Source organism: Stenotrophomonas sp. NPDC047960, assembly GCF_043204395.1.
In the GTDB taxonomy this organism is placed as follows: domain Bacteria; phylum Pseudomonadota; class Gammaproteobacteria; order Xanthomonadales; family Xanthomonadaceae; genus Stenotrophomonas.
The window spans coordinates 698,260-714,755 of record NZ_JBIDBX010000001.1 but is presented as its reverse complement, the minus strand read 5'-3'; the positions used below and the strand labels follow the sequence as shown (position 1 = coordinate 714,755).

The following is a 16,496-nucleotide window of genomic DNA, read 5'->3' as shown; positions in this document are numbered from 1 at the left end:
TGCTGCACGGCCGGTAGCGCACGACCGTTGGCCGTGCGCCGAACAGCGCATCGCGTCAACGCGATTTGCTGTTGCGCAACGCCTGGATGCGCGCGGGCGGCTGGAACGAGTCGCTGCGTGCATCCGCCCAGAAGTCGTGGAACACCGCGTGGTCGGGCACCCGGCGCAGCAGTTCGCCCGGCGTGAGGTAGCGGTAGAGTGAAGCCAGCGAGCGGATTTCCACCGGCGACACGCGGCGTACGATGTGTTCGGGCCCCAGCTCGGCCGGATGCTGCAGACCGGCCGCGCACAGCAGGTCACGCAGCGCACGCAGGGTGTTCTCGTGGTAGTTGTGCACCCGGGTGGCTTTGTCAGCCGGATCCAGGTGACGCCAGCGGTTCGGGTTCTGGGTGGCGATCCCGGTTGGGCAGCGGTCGCTGTGGCAGCTCAGCGACTGGATGCAACCCAGCGCGAACATGAAGCCCCGCCCGGCGTTGCACCAGTCCGCACCCAGCGCGATGGTGCGCGCGATCTCGAAGGCACTGCTGATCTTGCCCGCCGCGCCGACACGGATGCGATCGCGCAGGTCGAGGCCAACCAGCGTGTTGTGGACCAGCAGGAGTGCCTCATGCATCGGCACGCCGACATGGTCGATGAACTCGGCCGGTGCCGCACCGGTGCCGCCTTCAGCGCCATCGACCACGATGAAATCGGGCAGCAGCCCTGTTTCCTGCATCGCCTTGGCGATGCCAAACCATTCCCACGGGTGGCCGATGGCCAGCTTGAAGCCCACCGGCTTGCCGCCGGAAAGCTCGCGCAGGCGCGCCACGAACCGCAGCAGCTCCACCGGCGTGTTGAACGCCGAATGTTTCGACGGCGACACGCAATCCACGCCCATGGGCACACCGCGCGTGGCCGAAATTTCGGCGCTGACCTTGGCGGCCGGCAACACGCCGCCGTGGCCGGGCTTGGCGCCCTGCGACAGCTTGACCTCGATCATCTTCACCTGGTCGGTAGTGGCGTTGGCGACGAAACGTTCCTCGCTGAAACCGCCGTGCTCGTCGCGGCAGCCGAAATAGCCGGAGCCGATTTCCCAGACCAGGTCGCCGCCCATCTCGCGGTGGTAAGGCGAAATCGAACCTTCGCCGGTGTCGTGGTAGAAACCGCCACGGCGCGCGCCTTCGTTGAGCGCGCGGATGGCATTGGCCGACAGCGAGCCGAAACTCATGGCGGAGATGTTGAACACGCTGGCCGAATACGGCTTGGCGCAGTTGGGCCCGATCAGCACGCGGAAATCGTGGTCGGCCACGGCGGTCGGCGCGAGCGAATGGTTGATCCATTCGTAGTCCACCGCGTACGTACTGCGCAGCGTGCCGAACGGCACCACGTCCATTTCATCCTTGGAGCGCTGGTAGATCAACGCGCGTTGCTGGCGCGAGAACGGCACGTCCTCGAGATCGCTCTGCACGAAGTACTGGCGGATTTCCGGGCCGATCGATTCCAGCCCGTAGCGGAAATGCGCCAGCACCGGGTAGTTGCGGCGGAGCGTGCTGCGCTTCTGCAGCAGGTCCCAGGTGCCCAGGATGACCATCGCTGCACTGATCCCCACGCCCCAGTACCAGGCAGCCCAGTACCCGGCCAGGTACAGCGAGACCGGGAACAACAGGATGGCGAGCACGTAGACCAGATAACGATGCATGGCTTTCCTCGATCAACAACCGGAGTCGAGTCTACAGCCGGTCGTCGACAACGTCCCGTGGCCAGACCGACTTCACGTCGTAGACGACCCCATCGGGCACCAGCAGCGCACGGATCTGCGCCGCATCGAACGCACGGAAGCGGTCATGCGCCACCGCCAGCACCACCGCGTCGTAGCCCTGCGGATCGGGACGGTCCACCCACTGCACGCCTCTGCCTTCCAGCGTGGCCGGACCGACCCACGGGTCCTGCACATGCACCCGCGCACCACTGGCCTGCAGGGACTGGGCCAGCTCCAGTGCACGGCTGTTGCGCAGGTCGGGGCAGTTTTCCTTGAAGGTCACCCCAAGCACCAGCACGCGTGCGTCGCGTGGCGCCTTGCTGCGGCCGGCCAGCAGCGCCAGCACGCGTTGCGCCACATGCGCCCCGACGCGGTTGTTGACCTGCCGCGCAGTGTGGATCAGGTCCGGGTGGTAGCCGACGCTTTCGGATTTGTGCAGCAGGTAATAGGGATCCACACCGATGCAGTGACCGCCTACCAGACCGGGACGGAACGGCAGGAAGTTCCACTTGCTGCCCGCGGCATCCAGCACATCCTGGGTATCGATGCCGAGCCGGTCAAAGATCAGCGCCAGCTCATTGACCAGCGCGATGTTGACGTCACGCTGGATGTTCTCGATCACCTTGGCTGCTTCGGCCACGCGGATGGACGGTGCCGGCCAGGTGCCGGCGGTGATGATGCGCGCGTACAGCGCATCGACCCGCGCGGCGATCTCCGGAGTGGAACCGGAGGTGATCTTGCGGATGTCGGGCAGGCGCCGCTGCCGGTCGCCCGGGTTGATCCGTTCCGGGCTGTAGCCGCAGTGGAAGTCGTGGTTGAAGCGCAGCCCGGAGCCGGCTTCCAGCAATGGCACGCAGACTTCTTCGGTAGTGCCGGGGTAGACGGTGGATTCGTAGATCACCAGGTCGCCCGGCTTCAGCACGCTGCCGATGAGGATGCTGGCATCCCGCAGCGGGCCGAGGTCCGGCTGTTCGTGCGCGTCGATCGGGGTGGGCACGGTCACAATGTAGACGGTGCACGCGGCAAGGTCGGCCGGATCGACGCTGTAGCGGGCGTGCACCGCCGCCGCTAGCTCCTTCGATGACATTTCCAGCGTGTGGTCGCGGCCCTGCTGCAGTTCAGCCACGCGCGCATGATCGATGTCGTAGCCAAGCGTGGGTTGGTGCGCGCCGAACGCGACCGTCAACGGAAGCCCGACATAGCCCAGCCCGACCACGCCGATGCGCGCCTGTTCGACGCCGTCCACCGCCGTCATCCGGCCAGACTCGCAGGCGCACACAGGCGCGACAACAGGAACTTGCAGGGACGATCGATCATGCGGGCACCACCAGGAAACAAGTGCGACAAGCCTAACGCGGCAGGCGCTGCGCCACAAAGAACAAAGCCGCCGCCCGCGGAGAGTACGGACGACGGCCAACAAGTGGTCCAGCTGCGGTTACTTCCCTTTCAGACAACCCCGGGGGCATGCCCCGGACCGGTCACAGCTGGTGGGCACATGGTAAGCACCACCCCGTGATCCTGGTGTTACGAACCAGGGCTCTCAGGACCCGAGCGTCAGCGCCGCCGGTTCGAGCTCGCCGGACACGCCGGTCCACACTTCGAGCAGGCGTGCAAAACCGATCCGGCGCTGGCCGTCCATCGGCGCCGCAGCCGCAAACCCGTTCCACTCCACGTCCACGATGGCGTCCATCACCTCCGCCTCGATCCGGGCCGAAGCAATCGTCCAGCGCGGAAAGTGACGGGTGGCGACGTCGCCGCGGGCCAGTTCGCGCATCCTCTGGTGGCTGCGCGCGTTGATCACGCGCTGCTCGACCGGGGCCACGCCATCGTCTGGACCTTCGAGGTACTGCAGAAAGCGCCGGCCGTCGAACATCAACACGCCGGTGACACCGGCCACCCGGTTGAAGCTGGACGCTTCAACGAGGATGCGGTCGATGTCGGCGCCCTCGATCCCCTCCACTGCTTCGCTCACATAGGCGAACGCCCGCAACGCCATATGCACCCCCCGGTGAATTCCACTTGACTATGCCATGAAGGCTGCAGGGTGGATAGACGATGGCGCGCGGCTCAGGGCGATTCGACGCGGTAGCCCGCCTGGCGGAGGCGCTCGAGGTACCCACCGGGTTCGACCAGGGCATCAACCGGCACGGTGGCGAAAGTCAGCGGGTGCCTGGCCAGCGACTCCCGTGCTGCCGCCATCCACTTCCCGGCAGAGCGGGCGTCCAGGTCGGCCATCCCACGCCGCCTGCCCAGCCCGCTGCTGGCGATGGCACCCACGCAGGCGTCGTACTGGCTCTTCAAGGCCAGCTGCTGCAGTGCGTGGATATCGCCCACCGCCCACGCATTGGCGCGCTCGACCAGCAGGGGCAGCTGCCGTTCGACAACGTCCAGGGTGCGCTGCAGGCACTCCACGTCCTGCAGCGGGCTTGCCCGTACCTCCTTCAACGCGGCGCGCGGGTCATCCACCTTGATCACCACCCGGGTCACCACCGGGGTCAGACCGCGCGCCTTGTAGGCCCTTTCCAGCAGCTTGTTGACGCTGGAGCGCGGCGTCAGCCCGACGTCGTCAAGGGCGGCCACGTACAAGCGGGTGGCGGCCACCAGCGGGCGATCCTTCTCTACCCCCTTGCCGCGTCCCAGGTAGCGCGCCTTGAGCGGCTGCCAGCGGGCGTACAGCGCTGGTGGCAGTATCTCCTGCAGCTGTCGCCCCTGCGGGTCGTGCTGTGCCTTCATGGCCGACGGCAGCAGAGTGAGGCGGCTGAAAAAGCCGACATCGGCATCCAGCGTCCAGCCCGGCGGTCCCAGCACCGCATCGGCGCTGGCAATGACCGCCTTGACCTCGTCGGCACGCCAGTCCAGCCGGGCCGGCAGCGGGGATACCGTGCCCAGGATCCAGAGCACGTTGCCGTGGGCACTGGTGACCCGCCACATGCCCGGGCCCGGCTGCACCCCGGACACCACTACCGGCGCCAGGTCGACCACCTGGGGCGCAGCCTGCTGCGCACCGGCCCCGGGCACACCCGTACAGGCCAGCCACACCAGCATCGCGCCTGCTGCTGCCCTCTTCGCCATGCCTGTCCACCCTCCGCTGCGCCTGCCACGCAGCGTACGGCGCGCAGCGCTGCGGCGTAAACCGTCCGTCAGATGGCGGCGCCGGTCAGCCCGGGTCCGGCGCCTGCCGGTACGGTTCTTCAAACGGCCGGAAATCGCGTTCGTCTAGCGCCGCCGCGATCCACGCCTGCACGCCGGGCAACGCCCGCACCTGCTGCATGTAGGTGGCCACGCGTGGCGTCACCGGCACGGCATAGGTGTGCAGCCGCATCACCACCGGTGCGAAGAATGCATCGGCGATGCTGAAGCGGTTGAACAGCAGGGGTCCGGCGTGGCGCGCAAGAAGTCGTTCCCACAGCGCCAGGAGGCGCTGCAGGTCGGCGACCACGTCCGGCTGTTGGCGCAGCACGCGCGCACCGACCTCTGGAAGGTGCGCTTCGATATTCATCGGAAAGTGCGAACGCAGCGCGCCAAAGCCACTGTGCATCGAGGCGGTGGCACTGCGGGCCAGAGCGCGCTCGCCACGTTCCTGCGGCCACAGCGCCCGCTCCGGAAAGCGCTCGGCCAGGTACTCGGCGATGGCCAGTGAATCCCACACGACCAGATCGCCATCGATCAGCACGGGCACGGTGCCCGACGGCGACAACGCCTCGGCGCTGCGCTTGAACTGCGAGTCGGGTTCGAAGCTGTCAAAGCGGAGCACGACCTCGTCGAAGGGAATGCCGGCCTGGGTCATCAGTACCCACGGCCGCATCGACCACGAAGAGTAGTTCTTGTTGCCGATGTGCAGTTCAAGCATATGCAGAATGGCCGGGGCAGTAAGACGTGATGCTAGCGCCCTGTTGGATTCCGCTACAATCCCTCCGCAGCGCCGCCCGGATGGCGAAACTGGTAGACGCATCGGACTTAAAATCCGCCGGGGGCAACCCCATGCCGGTTCGATTCCGGCTCCGGGCACCACATCCATCGCGCGACGCGGATGCGTCAGATCGCCCGCGAGTAGCGCACCGATTGTTCAGGCGGGGCCAGGTAACGGTCGAAGCACATCGCCAGCAGGCGCAGCAGTGGACGCCCACGCGCGGTGGCCCGCACCACGCCGTCGCGGTATTCGGCCAAGCCATCGACCTCCAGCGCCTTCAGTGCCGTGAGCGCATTGGCAAAGTGCTGGTCGAAGTCGACATCATGGCGCGCCCCCAGCGCGCGGCCATCCACTTCGCCCTGGCACATCAGCTGGTTGATCAGCTCGGCACGCAGCCTGTCGTCCGCATCCAGAGTCAGTCCCCGCCAAACCGGCAGGCGCCCGGCATCCACGGCAGCTTCCCAGCCCGGCAGGTCGCGCGGGTTCTGGCTGTAGCTGTTGCCGATGCGGCTGATCGCGCTGGCGCCCAGTCCGACCAGGTCGGTCTGCGCGTGGGTCGTGTAGCCCATGAAGTTGCGGTGCAACTGGCCGGCACGTTGGGCGCGCGCGAGATTCTCTTCCGGCAGCGCGAAGTGGTCCATGCCGATGTACTGGTAACCGGCCAGCGACAACCGGCGCACCGCCAGGCCCAGCAACGCCAGCTTCTGTTCCGGACCGGGCAGCGCCAGATCCGGGATCTGCCGCTGCGCCCTGAACAGGTTCGGCAAGTGCGCATATCCATAGATGGCCAGGCGATCAGGGCGCTCGCGCAGCACCGTTTCCAGCGTGCGCGCAAAGCCCTCCTGGGTCTGGTGCGGCAGGCCGTAGATCAGGTCGACGTTGACCGAACCCAGGCCATGCTCGCGGCAGGCACGCATGACGTCCAAGGTGGCCTCCACACCCTGCTCGCGGTTGATCGCACGCTGCACCAGCGGATCGAAGTCCTGGATGCCCAGGCTCGCCCGGTTGAACCCCAGCCCGCCCAGCATCGCAATGTCGTCGCGGTTGACGAAGCGCGGGTCCAGCTCGATAGAGAAATCGCGGGCGGCCGAAGGGCTGAATGAAAAGCGCCGGCGCAGGCCATCGACCAGCTCGCGCATCTGGGTGGCAGCCAGGAAGTTCGGGGTGCCACCGCCAAGGTGAAGCTGGACGACCTCACGCGAGGGGTCGAACACCGGGGCAATCAGGTCGGCTTCGCTGAGCACGCGTGCGACGTACGCCACGCCCTTTCCATGGTCGCGGGTGATCACCCGGTTGCAGCCGCAGTAGAAACACGGGCTGCTGCAATACGGCACATGCACGTACAACGACAACGGCAGCGCCTGCGTGTTGCTGGCCGTGATCGCGGCACGCAGGTCGTGCTCGCCGAAGCCGTCGTGGAAATGCGGCGCGGTGGGGTAGGAGGTGTAGCGCGGTCCCGGCCGGTCGTGGCGGCGCAGCAGGTCCGGATCGAAGTGCCAGGCAAGCCCGGCTGCGGCAGGCGAAAGGGTATCCATGGCGCCAGCGTGCGCCCCGACGCGCGGTCCTGCATTGAGCCAGATCAATCCGGGCGCAGTCTTCCGGCGATCGGCAGCTCGGGCCAGCGCTGCATCTGGATGCGCCGCCAGAAGGTATCGGCGATGCGGGTGGCCACGTCGTCGGCCAGCTGCTGCATGGGCCGGTTGCCCAAGCCGTCGGTGGTTTGCCGGAACAGCAGCAGCCAGCGGTCGAACAGCGCACGCTCCAGTTCGGGCATGGCCATGTGCCTGGACATCGGGTTGCCGTTGAAACGGCGGGTGCCGCGCAGCATGGCCGACCAGAAATCCACCAACTGCGCCTGATGCGCGTCCCAGTCGTGGATGCGCGCGTCGAACACCGGACCCAGACAATCGTCCTGGCGTACCCGGGCGTAGAAATCGCGCACCAGGCGGATGACGTCCTGCTCGCTGCACAGCGCCAGGGAAGCGGCAGGCAGCGTGGGGGCGAGGGGTTGGGACATGCGGCAATGATCCTACGTCGCCTTGATCAGGATCAATGTGGCGCGCTGTCGCAGGGCCTACCGTGCGGTCCATGGACCCGCTGAACGCCCCGCCTGGCAACCGCCGCCGCCCGCTGATCCAGCAGTGGGGGGCCGTCCTGTGGCCCAGCTTTGTCGCCGCTGGGCTGGCCTGCGCGGTGTTTTTCGCCTTCGTCGACCCGTTGCGCCTTCGCGACATCACCTTTCCGGACCAGTCGCTCCGTCGCGAACTGGGCTATACGCTCGGATTTTTCATGTTCTGGTCGGTGACCGCTACCGCCAGCGCGGTCACCGGCTACCTGCTGCGGCCACGGCCGCGCGATGACGATGAGCTGCCGTTGGGATGACGCAGGTTGCGCCCCCTGCCCTGCGTTGGCGCGCCGTGGTCCCGGCGTCGCTGCTGGTGCTGTTCTATGCCCTGCCCTGGATGCGCTGGGACGGCCGCCAGGCGCTGCTGTTCGACCTGCCGGCGCGTCGCTTCGACCTGTTCGGGCTGACCCTGTGGCCGCAGGACGTGGGCGTGCTGTTCGGGGCGGTTGCCGTACTGACGTGCACGCTGGTGCTGCTGACCACGCTGGCCGGGCGCGTCTGGTGCGGCTACGCCTGCCCGCAGACGTTGTGGAGCGGCCTGTTCCGCTGGATTGAGCGCAGCGCCGCGCGAAGACTGCGCCCACCGGCCCTGGCCAGCCTGGTCAAACACCTGGCCTGGGCCGGCATCGCGCTGTGGACCGGTATTACCTTCGTTGGCCTGTTCAGCCCGATCCAGCCGCTGGTGGCCGGCGTCTGGACGGCCCGCTGGAGTGGCTGGGAAACATTCTGGGTGTTGTTCTACGCCACCGCCGCCTGGGCCAATGCGGGCTTTCTGCGCGAGCAGGTCTGCATCGACCTGTGCCCGTATGCGCGGGTGGCCCCGCTGCTGTGCGATGCCGACACCCCGCAGATCTGCTATGACGCCTGCCGGGCCGAACCGCGCGGTCACCGCGAGCGCGGGCAGGGCTCTGTACGCCAACGCGGCCGTGGCCTGCTCGATCCCACCAGCGCCAGCGACTACGCCTTTCGTGCGGCGCATCCGGCGCTGGCCGGGCCGCCGCCGCGCTTTGCCGCCGATCGACTCGGCGATTGCCTGGACTGCGGTGCCTGCGTGCAGGCGTGCCCCATGCAGCTGGACGTGCGCGCTGGGCCACAGCCGGACTGCATCGCCTGTGGCGCGTGCGTGGATGCCTGCGATGCGCAGATGCGTGCGTGGCAGTTCCCCACCGGACTGGTAAAGCTGGCCAGTGAGAATGCGGTAAAGGGCAGACCACGACGCTGGCTTCGGCCGCGCGCGCTGGCGGCGCTGCTCAGCCTGATCGCGCTGCTCGGTGTCGGGCTGCACTCCCTGTAATGCGCCGCCCGGCGGCTGGCCTCAACGCGCACGGCTGTCGGGCGGTGGCACCATCTGCGCACGCCGGACAATGCCCAGCTGCTCGATGATCAGGGCCAGTTCGTTGGTCACCTCGGTGCGGCCGAGGCCCTGCGGCACCAGTCGCTCAAGCACCCGCTGGTAGGTCGTCCAGAACTCCGGCCCACACCCGTGCTTGCTGTAACTGGCTTCCAGCTCGTTGCGGACATCATCAGCCAAGTCATTCGCGCCGTATCGCATACGACCTCCCTTGGACCTGCCCTGCATCAAAGACGAGCACTTCCCCCTGTCAGGCCTGCGCCTGCCGCCCCGCCGCGGGGCAGCGGCGGGACTTCACCCACGTTTCACTCCACCCTTGCATGCCCTTCGCACCAAGTCAACCAATAGTGAACAGGCGCTGAAAGATTTTCCTGAAGGATTCAGGCAATATCCTGCCCTCGCCAACAAGATTGCCATGTGGTCGTTGACACCTTCATGTCGGGCCGCGCGACCCGCTCAGGCAGTCAGCCCGCCATCCGCCAGATGCCATAGCCGCTGAGGGCAAGGCCAGCGGCCAATACCAGCCATGCCACCCCGTTGAAGCGCTTGAACACTTTGGCAAGGCCGAACGAGAGCGCGATGGCCGCTACCCCGAATCCCAGTACGACCATGCCACTGACGTTGCTGGGCGAGTCCCAGAATGAACCGGGCGCACCAACGGCTGCAAACCACAACGCGATATCCATTCGACTTCCTCGACACGAAACGGAACTGCACAGTAGGTGTGCGCTCGTCCGGGCAAGGTGAAGGGCAGAAACGAAAAACCCCGCCGCAGCGGGGTTCTTCGAACAACTGGAGGCCTGGGTCGGAATTGAACCGGCGTACGCGGATTTGCAGTCCGCTGCATGACCACTCTGCCACCAGGCCGGTGACCTTATAAAACAAGACCCCGAGAACGGGGCCTGGTCAGGATTTGGAGCGGGAAACGAGACTCGAACTCGCGACCTCAACCTTGGCAAGGTTGCGCTCTACCAACTGAGCTATTCCCGCAAAATCAGGCGCGTATGTTACCGGAACCACGGCTAACACACCAGCCCTTTACACCTGTTTCCACGCATGCCACTGCGGAGAAGAACAAGGCCCGAAGGGGCCTTGTCGGAATCTGGAGCGGGAAACGAGACTCGAACTCGCGACCTCAACCTTGGCAAGGTTGCGCTCTACCAACTGAGCTATTCCCGCAGATCTACTGCGTTCCTTCGACCTGACCTGCGTCGAAGGAGCGCTATTGTGTCGGGATTCCTTCACGTCGTCAACATGTTTATGCAGTGGTATTCAGTCGTGCATGCGCATGCCACGCCGATGGAAATAGACCTGTTCGGCGACCCGCCGCAACAGGGTGGACTGCAGCAGCATGTCGAGCGGCCAATCCGCCTGCAGGTGGTCCATGGCCCAGCGCAACGCCCGCTTGCGACGGAATGTCGGCGCGGCGTGGGCGGCAACGCTTTCGGCCGCGGGTCCCTTCCCGCGCAGGTGGCGGGCCACCGCATCCCCCACCGTCCAGCCGTGCCGCCATGCCGAATGGATGCCGCCGGCCGACAGCGGCGAGACGATGCCGGCCGCGTCACCGGTCAGGATCACTCCGGGCGCGGTGATGGGTCCCCGCGCCCGCCCGCAGGGCACCAGCCCGGCGCGGGTCGCGCTGGGGCGGGCCGCCTCCGGAAGCCCGATCACGCTGCGTACGTGCGCAAGGAAGCCGGCAAGGTCCGGCCGGCGCGCGTGCGCAGGATCATGGCGAAGGGCCAGGCCGATCTGCACGCCAGTCGGGTTCTGCGCGGCCCAGCCGATGTAGCCGGGGGCGAAGCGACGGCTGGCGAAGCAATGCAGTGCGCCGCCTTCGGGCAACTGCAGGCCGGCGAACTCCTGCTCGACCCCGAGCAGGGTGTCGCGCACCCGCCCCAGCCCGAGGCGCTGGGCCACGCGCGAGCCGGCGCCGTCAGCCCCCACCAGATAGCGCGTACGCCCCGCCCCGGCCACCTGCCAGCCCTCACCGTCGCGCTCGGCCTCGGTGAACGACTGCTGCAGGCGCAGTTCGACACCATGGGCAGGCAGCTCGCCCGCCAGCCAGCGCATCAGGTTCGGCGTGTCGGTGGTCATGAAGTAGTAGCCCGGTGCGGCGAGCTGCACGCTGCGCAGGTTCGGCGCGTACAGGCGCACACGTTCCACGCGCTGCAGCAGTGCCGGCGGAATGCGTTGCAGCCAGGTCTGCTCAATCACCTCTTTGACCAGGATGCCGGTCGTATGCAGGCGCGCGCCGGGATCTGCCTTGCGTTCCAGCACGCACACGCGCAGGCCGAACGCGGCCGCGGCCAGTGCGCAGGCCGCGCCGGCGAAACTGGCGCCGACCACGACCAGGTCCCAGTCGTATGCGCCATTGGGGGTATTCATTGCGGTGCCATCCTGCGAGTGGGCGCACAGGATCGACGCAGCAGGCGGAGCTGCCATGAAGTGTCGGTGAAGCGGAAAAGAAGCGAGGCTGCCAACGAAAAAAGCGACCCGAAGGTCGCTTTTTTACTGAATCTGGAGCGGGAAACGAGACTCGAACTCGCGACCTCAACCTTGGCAAGGTTGCGCTCTACCAACTGAGCTATTCCCGCTTGGGAGGCGAAATTCTACAGCCAAACCCGGTGCTGTCAACAGCCCTCAGCCCTTCTTTTTCAAGCGCGAGGTTTCACGCGCGGCACGTTCGTCCTCGCGCAGGCTGGGCCACGCCGCATGCAGGTATTGCAGGCCGGAAAACAGGGTGAGCACTGCGGCGATCGCCAGCGTCCAGTCGCCGATATGGAACACCGGTTCGCCCATCCAGATGGCGGACACCGGCGTATTCGGAGCCACTGAATACAGCAGGCACAGCAGCGCGACCATCTGCGCGGTGGTCTTGATCTTGCCGATCAACGCCACCCGGACCTTGGCGCGCTGGCCGATTTCGGCCATCCATTCGCGCAGCGCCGATACCGCGATTTCGCGCCCGACAATCACCGCGGCCCAGAATGCCATCCAGGGGGTCGGGTGGCCCTGCACGATCAGGAACAGCGCCACGGCCACCATCAGCTTGTCGGCGACCGGGTCGAGGAACGCACCGAATGCCGAGGCCAGGTCATAGCGGCGGGCGATCCAGCCATCGAGCCAGTCGGTCAGCGCGGCGATGCCGAAAATCGCCGCGGAAGCGAAATTGGTCCAGGTATAGGGAAGATAGAACACCAGCACCAGCACCGGGATCATCACGATCCGCAGCAGCGTCAGCCAGGTGGGGAGGGTCAACTTCATTGCGTCTCTCTACTCGCCGGCCGCAGGGGGCGTGGGCAGTCCATGAAGGTTAGCGTAGATGCGCGCGGCAAGGGCGTCATTGATGCCCTCCACTCTGGCAATTTCCGCCTCGCCGGCCGCTTTGAGGCCCACCAGTCCGCCAAAATGCTTGAGCAGGCTGGCGCGCCGGCGCGGCCCGATGCCGGGAATGTCCTCCAGCTTGCTGGTCATCCGCGCTTTCTGGCGGCGGCCACGATGGCCGGTGATGGCGAAACGGTGGGCCTCGTCGCGCACCTGCTGGATGAACTGCAGGGCTGGGGATGCCGCGCCCGGCCGCAGCTCGCGACCGTCGGGCATGACCAGTGCCTCGTGCCCGGCGCGGCGCTCCACCCCCTTGGCCACGCCCACCAGCATCACCCCTTCCACGCCAAGGTCGGCCAATGCGGCCTGCGCCTGGGCCAGCTGGCCGGCGCCACCGTCGATCAGCAGCAGGTCGGGCAGCACGCCCTCCTCTTCCACCGCGCGGCGGAAACGGCGGTCGATGGCCTGGCGCATGGCAGCGTAATCATCACCGGGCTCGATCCCGCTGATGTTGAAACGCCGATACTGGCTGCGCACCGGGCCACTCGCGTCGAACACCACGCACGACGCCACGGTGGCTTCGCCCATCGTGTGGCTGATATCGAAGCACTCCACCCGCTTGACCTGCTCGGCCAGGCCCAGCATCTGCCGCAGGTCTTCGCTGCGCGCATGCTGGGCACTGCGACTGGTGAGTTCGCTGACCAGCGTGATCTGCGCGTTGCGGCTGGCCAGCTCGACATAACCGGCACGTTCGCCGCGCACGTTCCACTTCAGCTGCACCTTGGCCTCGGCAGACGCGCTGAGCGCCGATTCGATCAGGCTGGCATCGGGAATTTCGCGGTCCAGCAGGATCTCGCGGGGCGGGGAATGTTCGGCGTAGTACTGCGACACGAAGGCGCCCAGCACTTCGTCCGCGCTTTCTTCGCCGTTGGTGCGTGGGAAGAACGGCCGCGTGCCCATGTTGCGGCCATCGCGGAACGCCAGCAGCATCACGCAGGCACTGGCCCCCTGGGTTGCGCACGCGAGTACATCCAGGTCCGCTGCGCGGCCATCCACGTACTGCCGGGTCTGCATGCTGCGCAGGGCCGTGACCAGGTCGCGCAGGCGTGCGGCCTGTTCAAATTCCAGTGCTTCGCTGGCTGCCTGCATCTGCGTGCCGAGTTCGCGCGCCAGCTGGTCGCTCTTGCCTTCCAGGAACATCGAGGCACGCCGCACCGATTCGGCATAGTCGTCGGCGGCCACCAGGTTCACGCACGGCGCGCTGCAGCGCCCGATCTGGTACTGCAGGCAGGGCCGCGAACGGTTGCGGAACACGCTGTCCTCGCAACTGCGCAGCTTGAACAGTTTGTGCATCAGGTTGAGCGTCTCGCGTACCGCAGTGACGCCCGGGTACGGACCGAAATAGCGGCCAGGCACCGCGCGCGGCCCACGGTGCAGCGCGATGCGCGGCCAGTCCTCGCGGGTCAACAGCACGTGGGGATAGGTCTTGTCGTCCCGCAACGAGACGTTGTAGCGCGGCGACAGCGACTTGATCAGCTGGTTTTCCAGCAGCAGCGCTTCGGCCTCGGAGCGGGTGATGGTCACATCCATGCGCGCGACCTGCGACAGCATGGACATGATCCGCGCGGTCTTCGGAGCGCCGTTGAAGTAACTGCCCACCCGGTTGCGCAGCGCGCGCGCCTTGCCCACATACAGCAGGGTGTCGTCGGCGGCGTACATGCGGTACACGCCGGGCGCGGTACTCAGGTGGGCCGCGAATGCCTTTCCATCGAAGGCCGGAGCGGTATTCGGAGTCATTCGCTGATCGGCACGTCGCTCAATACGCCGCTGACAGGGTCGAAACGCAGAACGGCGTGGGCGTCGGTCTCGGCGATCCACACCGCACCGCCGCCCAATGCCAGCCCGGCCGGACCATGAAGGCGCCGCGGCAGCTCCACGGTGTTCAACTCACCGCCGCCCAGGCGCAGGGTACGCAGGCAGCCGTTGCCTGCATCGGCGATCCACAGCACCGGGGCATCCGGGCTCATCGCGATCGCCTGCGGGTACTGCAGCTGGGCGGTCGCGCGCGGGCCGTCCTGGTCGCCGAACGTCCACGGCCCCTGCCCCACCAGCGTCTGCACCAGGTCGCCGCGCAGCTGCATGGAGCGGATCGAAGAGCCCAGCGCGTCGCATACGTACAGCACCTGCTGCACCGCCGCCAGTGCGACCGGCTGCGCGAATGCGGCAAGGTGGCCGCTGCCGTCGCGGTCGTCGATCGCGCCGGAGCCGGCCCGCCAGGACAGCGTGCGCTGGCCCAGGTGGTAGCTCCAGATGCGGTTGTCGCCCGCCATGGCGATATGTACCTGGTTGTCGGCCACTGCCAGCCCCTGAGGGTGGTTGAGCGGGGTCTGGCGGGGATCGCCCACCGTGCCTTCGCGCGGATCGCCGGGCCGGCCACTGCCGCACAGCGTGTCGACCTGGCCGGTCAACAGGTGGATCCGGCGCAATGCGTGGTTGCCGGTGTCGGCCACGTACAGCCATTCGCGTTCCACCGCCAGGCCCTGCGGACGGTTGAAGGCGGCCTCGCCCGGACCGCCGTCCATCATGTCGGCGGTGCCCAGCCCGAACTGGCGAAGCACGCGCCCGGCATGGCTGCATTCGAGGACGCGGTGGTGGCCGCTGTCTGCGATGTACAGCCGCTCGGTGGTCACCGCCAACGCGGTCGGAAACAGCAACGGCAGGCGCGGCTCGGGATGCAGCTCGGGTTGGCGCGACGCATCGACATCGAGCGGGCTCGCCGTTCCCCGGCAGAGCGCGTTGAGCGCACGATCCAGCTCGTCGCCGAAGCCCACCAGGCGGTCGACCTCACGGCCCTGCGCATCCAGCAGGACCAGGGTCGGCCACGCGGTCACGTTGAACCGGCGCCAGCCATCCCAATCAGCGTCCAGCAGCGCCGGCACGGTCACGCCCTGGCGGCGCAGCAGCTTCAGCGCCTGCTCCGGTTCGCGCTCGAAGTCGAAACGCGGCACCTGCAGGACCAGCACCTGCAGCTTGCCCGGGTTGCGCGACTGCCATTGGCCCAGCTCTGCGAGCCGGTGCGCGCACCACACCGAAGCGGCGTTCACGAAGGCCAGCACCACCGGGCGCCCGCGCAGTTCGGTCAGAGTGGTCGGGGCGGCATTGAGCCACGTGGCGAATTCGGGCAGATCCTGGACGGGCTGTACGTTCATGCGCTGATTATGCCGGACTGTGCGTCATGCAACCGTCGTGCCACCGTCAATTTCGCGGCGGGCCAGCCAGCCTTCGGCGCGCGCCAGGTCCTCGGGCGTGTCGATTCCCGGCGGGAACGCGGCCGGAGACAGTGCCACGCTCAGCCGATGGCCCGCCTCAAGCACGCGCAGCTGCTCCAGCGATTCCAGCTGTTCCAGAGCGCCCGGGGGCAATGCGGCAAACTGGTGCAGGAACCCGGCACGGTACGCATAGATGCCGATGTGGCGGAGCCAATGGGATCCGGACAGGTGCTCGCGCGACTGCGCGAAGGCGTCCCGGTGCCAGGGAATCGGAGCGCGGCTGAAGTACAGCGCGTCCAGGTTCTGCCGGCGTACCACCTTGACCACGTTGGGATCGAACAGGGTCTGGGCATCTTCCACCGGGGTCGCCAGCGTCGCCATCTCCGCACCGCTGTAGACCAGCGCTTCAGCCACGGCGCGGATACCCTCGGCAGGCGCGAACGGCTCGTCGCCCTGCAGATTCACCACCACGGTGTCATCGGACCAGCCCGCCTGGCGGGCGCACTCGGCCAGCCGGTCGGTGCCGGAGGCATGGCCGGCGGCGGTCATCGCCACTTGGACGCCGTCCAGGCCCTGCAGGGCCTCGCCAATGCGCGCGTCGTCGGTGGCGACCCAGACCTCGCGCGCGCCGGCCAGCAGCGCGCGCTCGGCCACGCGCAGCACCAGCGGCTTGCCGCCGAGCAGCCGCAGCGGCTTGCCTGGCAGCCGGGATGCGGCGTAACGCGCCGGAATGGCGACGACGAAATCGACGGGCTCGCTCATGGGGATCTCTTGGCAAT

Annotated in this window: 16 protein-coding genes and 5 tRNA genes; 3 read left to right on the top strand and 18 right to left on the bottom strand. The window is 67.3% G+C overall.

Annotated elements, in window-relative coordinates:
* Nucleotides 1-55: 55 nt before the first annotated feature.
* From ACGFZ3_RS03425 to ACGFZ3_RS03405, 5 genes are all read right to left on the bottom strand, one after another.
* Nucleotides 56-1,678: an FMN-binding glutamate synthase family protein gene (locus ACGFZ3_RS03425; RefSeq protein ID WP_392916382.1), complete on the bottom strand. Its 1,623-nt coding sequence runs from the start codon at nt 1,676-1,678 to the stop codon at nt 56-58.
* A gap of 31 nt (nt 1,679-1,709) precedes the next feature.
* Nucleotides 1,710-2,993 carry a nucleotide sugar dehydrogenase gene (locus ACGFZ3_RS03420; RefSeq protein ID WP_392916379.1) on the bottom strand — a complete coding sequence of 428 codons (1,284 nt, stop codon included), beginning with the start codon at nt 2,991-2,993 and terminating at the stop codon, nt 1,710-1,712.
* A 285-nt stretch (nt 2,994-3,278) separates the two neighbouring features.
* Complete coding sequence (locus tag ACGFZ3_RS03415; RefSeq protein ID WP_392916377.1) at nt 3,279-3,734, bottom strand: BLUF domain-containing protein; 456 nt, start codon at nt 3,732-3,734, stop codon at nt 3,279-3,281.
* 71 nt (nt 3,735-3,805) lie between these two features.
* Nucleotides 3,806-4,810, bottom strand: a complete 1,005-nt coding sequence (locus tag ACGFZ3_RS03410) for a TraB/GumN family protein (protein ID WP_392916374.1) — start codon at nt 4,808-4,810, stop codon at nt 3,806-3,808.
* Between the two features lie 85 nt (nt 4,811-4,895).
* Nucleotides 4,896-5,588 carry a glutathione S-transferase family protein gene (locus ACGFZ3_RS03405; RefSeq protein ID WP_392916371.1) on the bottom strand — a complete coding sequence of 231 codons (693 nt, stop codon included), beginning with the start codon at nt 5,586-5,588 and terminating at the stop codon, nt 4,896-4,898.
* Nucleotides 5,589-5,662: 74 nt separating this feature from the next.
* Here ACGFZ3_RS03405 and ACGFZ3_RS03400 point away from each other — a divergent pair.
* Nucleotides 5,663-5,749: transfer RNA gene (locus tag ACGFZ3_RS03400), tRNA-Leu, on the top strand.
* Between the two features lie 24 nt (nt 5,750-5,773).
* Here ACGFZ3_RS03400 and hemN read toward each other — a convergent pair.
* Together hemN and ACGFZ3_RS03390 are read right to left on the bottom strand one after the other, a co-directional pair.
* Nucleotides 5,774-7,183: an oxygen-independent coproporphyrinogen III oxidase gene (hemN, locus tag ACGFZ3_RS03395; RefSeq protein ID WP_392916368.1), complete on the bottom strand. Its 1,410-nt coding sequence runs from the start codon at nt 7,181-7,183 to the stop codon at nt 5,774-5,776.
* A 44-nt stretch (nt 7,184-7,227) separates the two neighbouring features.
* Complete coding sequence (locus ACGFZ3_RS03390) at nt 7,228-7,665, bottom strand: group III truncated hemoglobin (protein WP_392916365.1); 438 nt, start codon at nt 7,663-7,665, stop codon at nt 7,228-7,230.
* A gap of 71 nt (nt 7,666-7,736) precedes the next feature.
* Here ACGFZ3_RS03390 and ACGFZ3_RS03385 point away from each other — a divergent pair, with 71 nt between their 5' ends.
* Entirely contained in the window at nt 7,737-8,030 is a 294-nt protein-coding gene (locus ACGFZ3_RS03385) for a hypothetical protein (protein WP_392916362.1), read from the top strand.
* Nucleotides 8,027-9,067 carry a 4Fe-4S dicluster domain-containing protein gene (locus ACGFZ3_RS03380; protein WP_392916360.1) on the top strand — a complete coding sequence of 347 codons (1,041 nt, stop codon included), beginning with the start codon at nt 8,027-8,029 and terminating at the stop codon, nt 9,065-9,067. The genes ACGFZ3_RS03385 and ACGFZ3_RS03380 overlap by 4 nt, the downstream gene beginning before the upstream one ends.
* A 21-nt stretch (nt 9,068-9,088) precedes the next feature.
* Here ACGFZ3_RS03380 and ACGFZ3_RS03375 read toward each other — a convergent pair whose 3' ends face one another.
* From ACGFZ3_RS03375 to kdsB, 11 genes are all read right to left on the bottom strand, one after another.
* Nucleotides 9,089-9,325 (bottom strand): hypothetical protein, encoded by a 237-nt coding sequence (locus ACGFZ3_RS03375; RefSeq protein ID WP_392916358.1) that lies wholly within the window; start codon nt 9,323-9,325, stop codon nt 9,089-9,091.
* 263 nt (nt 9,326-9,588) lie between these two features.
* Nucleotides 9,589-9,810 carry a hypothetical protein gene (locus ACGFZ3_RS03370; RefSeq protein WP_392916355.1) on the bottom strand — a complete coding sequence of 74 codons (222 nt, stop codon included), beginning with the start codon at nt 9,808-9,810 and terminating at the stop codon, nt 9,589-9,591.
* A 107-nt stretch (nt 9,811-9,917) separates the two neighbouring features.
* A tRNA-Cys gene (locus ACGFZ3_RS03365) sits at nt 9,918-9,991 on the bottom strand.
* A 47-nt stretch (nt 9,992-10,038) separates the two neighbouring features.
* Nucleotides 10,039-10,114 (bottom strand) — tRNA-Gly (locus ACGFZ3_RS03360).
* A gap of 113 nt (nt 10,115-10,227) precedes the next feature.
* A tRNA-Gly gene (locus tag ACGFZ3_RS03355) sits at nt 10,228-10,303 on the bottom strand.
* Nucleotides 10,304-10,396: 93 nt separating this feature from the next.
* The gene (locus ACGFZ3_RS03350) at nt 10,397-11,509 is read right to left on the bottom strand and encodes an NAD(P)/FAD-dependent oxidoreductase (RefSeq protein WP_392916352.1); all 1,113 of its coding nucleotides are present in this window, start codon (nt 11,507-11,509) and stop codon (nt 10,397-10,399) included.
* A gap of 133 nt (nt 11,510-11,642) precedes the next feature.
* Nucleotides 11,643-11,718: transfer RNA gene (locus tag ACGFZ3_RS03345), tRNA-Gly, on the bottom strand.
* A 46-nt stretch (nt 11,719-11,764) separates the two neighbouring features.
* Nucleotides 11,765-12,388, bottom strand: a complete 624-nt coding sequence (gene pgsA, locus ACGFZ3_RS03340; RefSeq protein WP_392916349.1) for a CDP-diacylglycerol--glycerol-3-phosphate 3-phosphatidyltransferase — start codon at nt 12,386-12,388, stop codon at nt 11,765-11,767.
* Between the two features lie 9 nt (nt 12,389-12,397).
* The gene (uvrC, locus tag ACGFZ3_RS03335) at nt 12,398-14,245 is read right to left on the bottom strand and encodes an excinuclease ABC subunit UvrC (protein ID WP_392916346.1); all 1,848 of its coding nucleotides are present in this window, start codon (nt 14,243-14,245) and stop codon (nt 12,398-12,400) included.
* On the bottom strand, nt 14,242-15,657 hold the full coding sequence (locus tag ACGFZ3_RS03330; protein ID WP_392916343.1) for a hypothetical protein: 1,416 nt from the start codon (nt 15,655-15,657) through the stop codon (nt 14,242-14,244). Before ACGFZ3_RS03330 ends, uvrC begins: the two co-directional genes overlap by 4 nt.
* A gap of 24 nt (nt 15,658-15,681) precedes the next feature.
* Complete coding sequence (kdsB, locus tag ACGFZ3_RS03325) at nt 15,682-16,479, bottom strand: 3-deoxy-manno-octulosonate cytidylyltransferase (RefSeq protein ID WP_392916340.1); 798 nt, start codon at nt 16,477-16,479, stop codon at nt 15,682-15,684.
* Between the last annotated feature and the right edge of the window lie 17 nt (nt 16,480-16,496).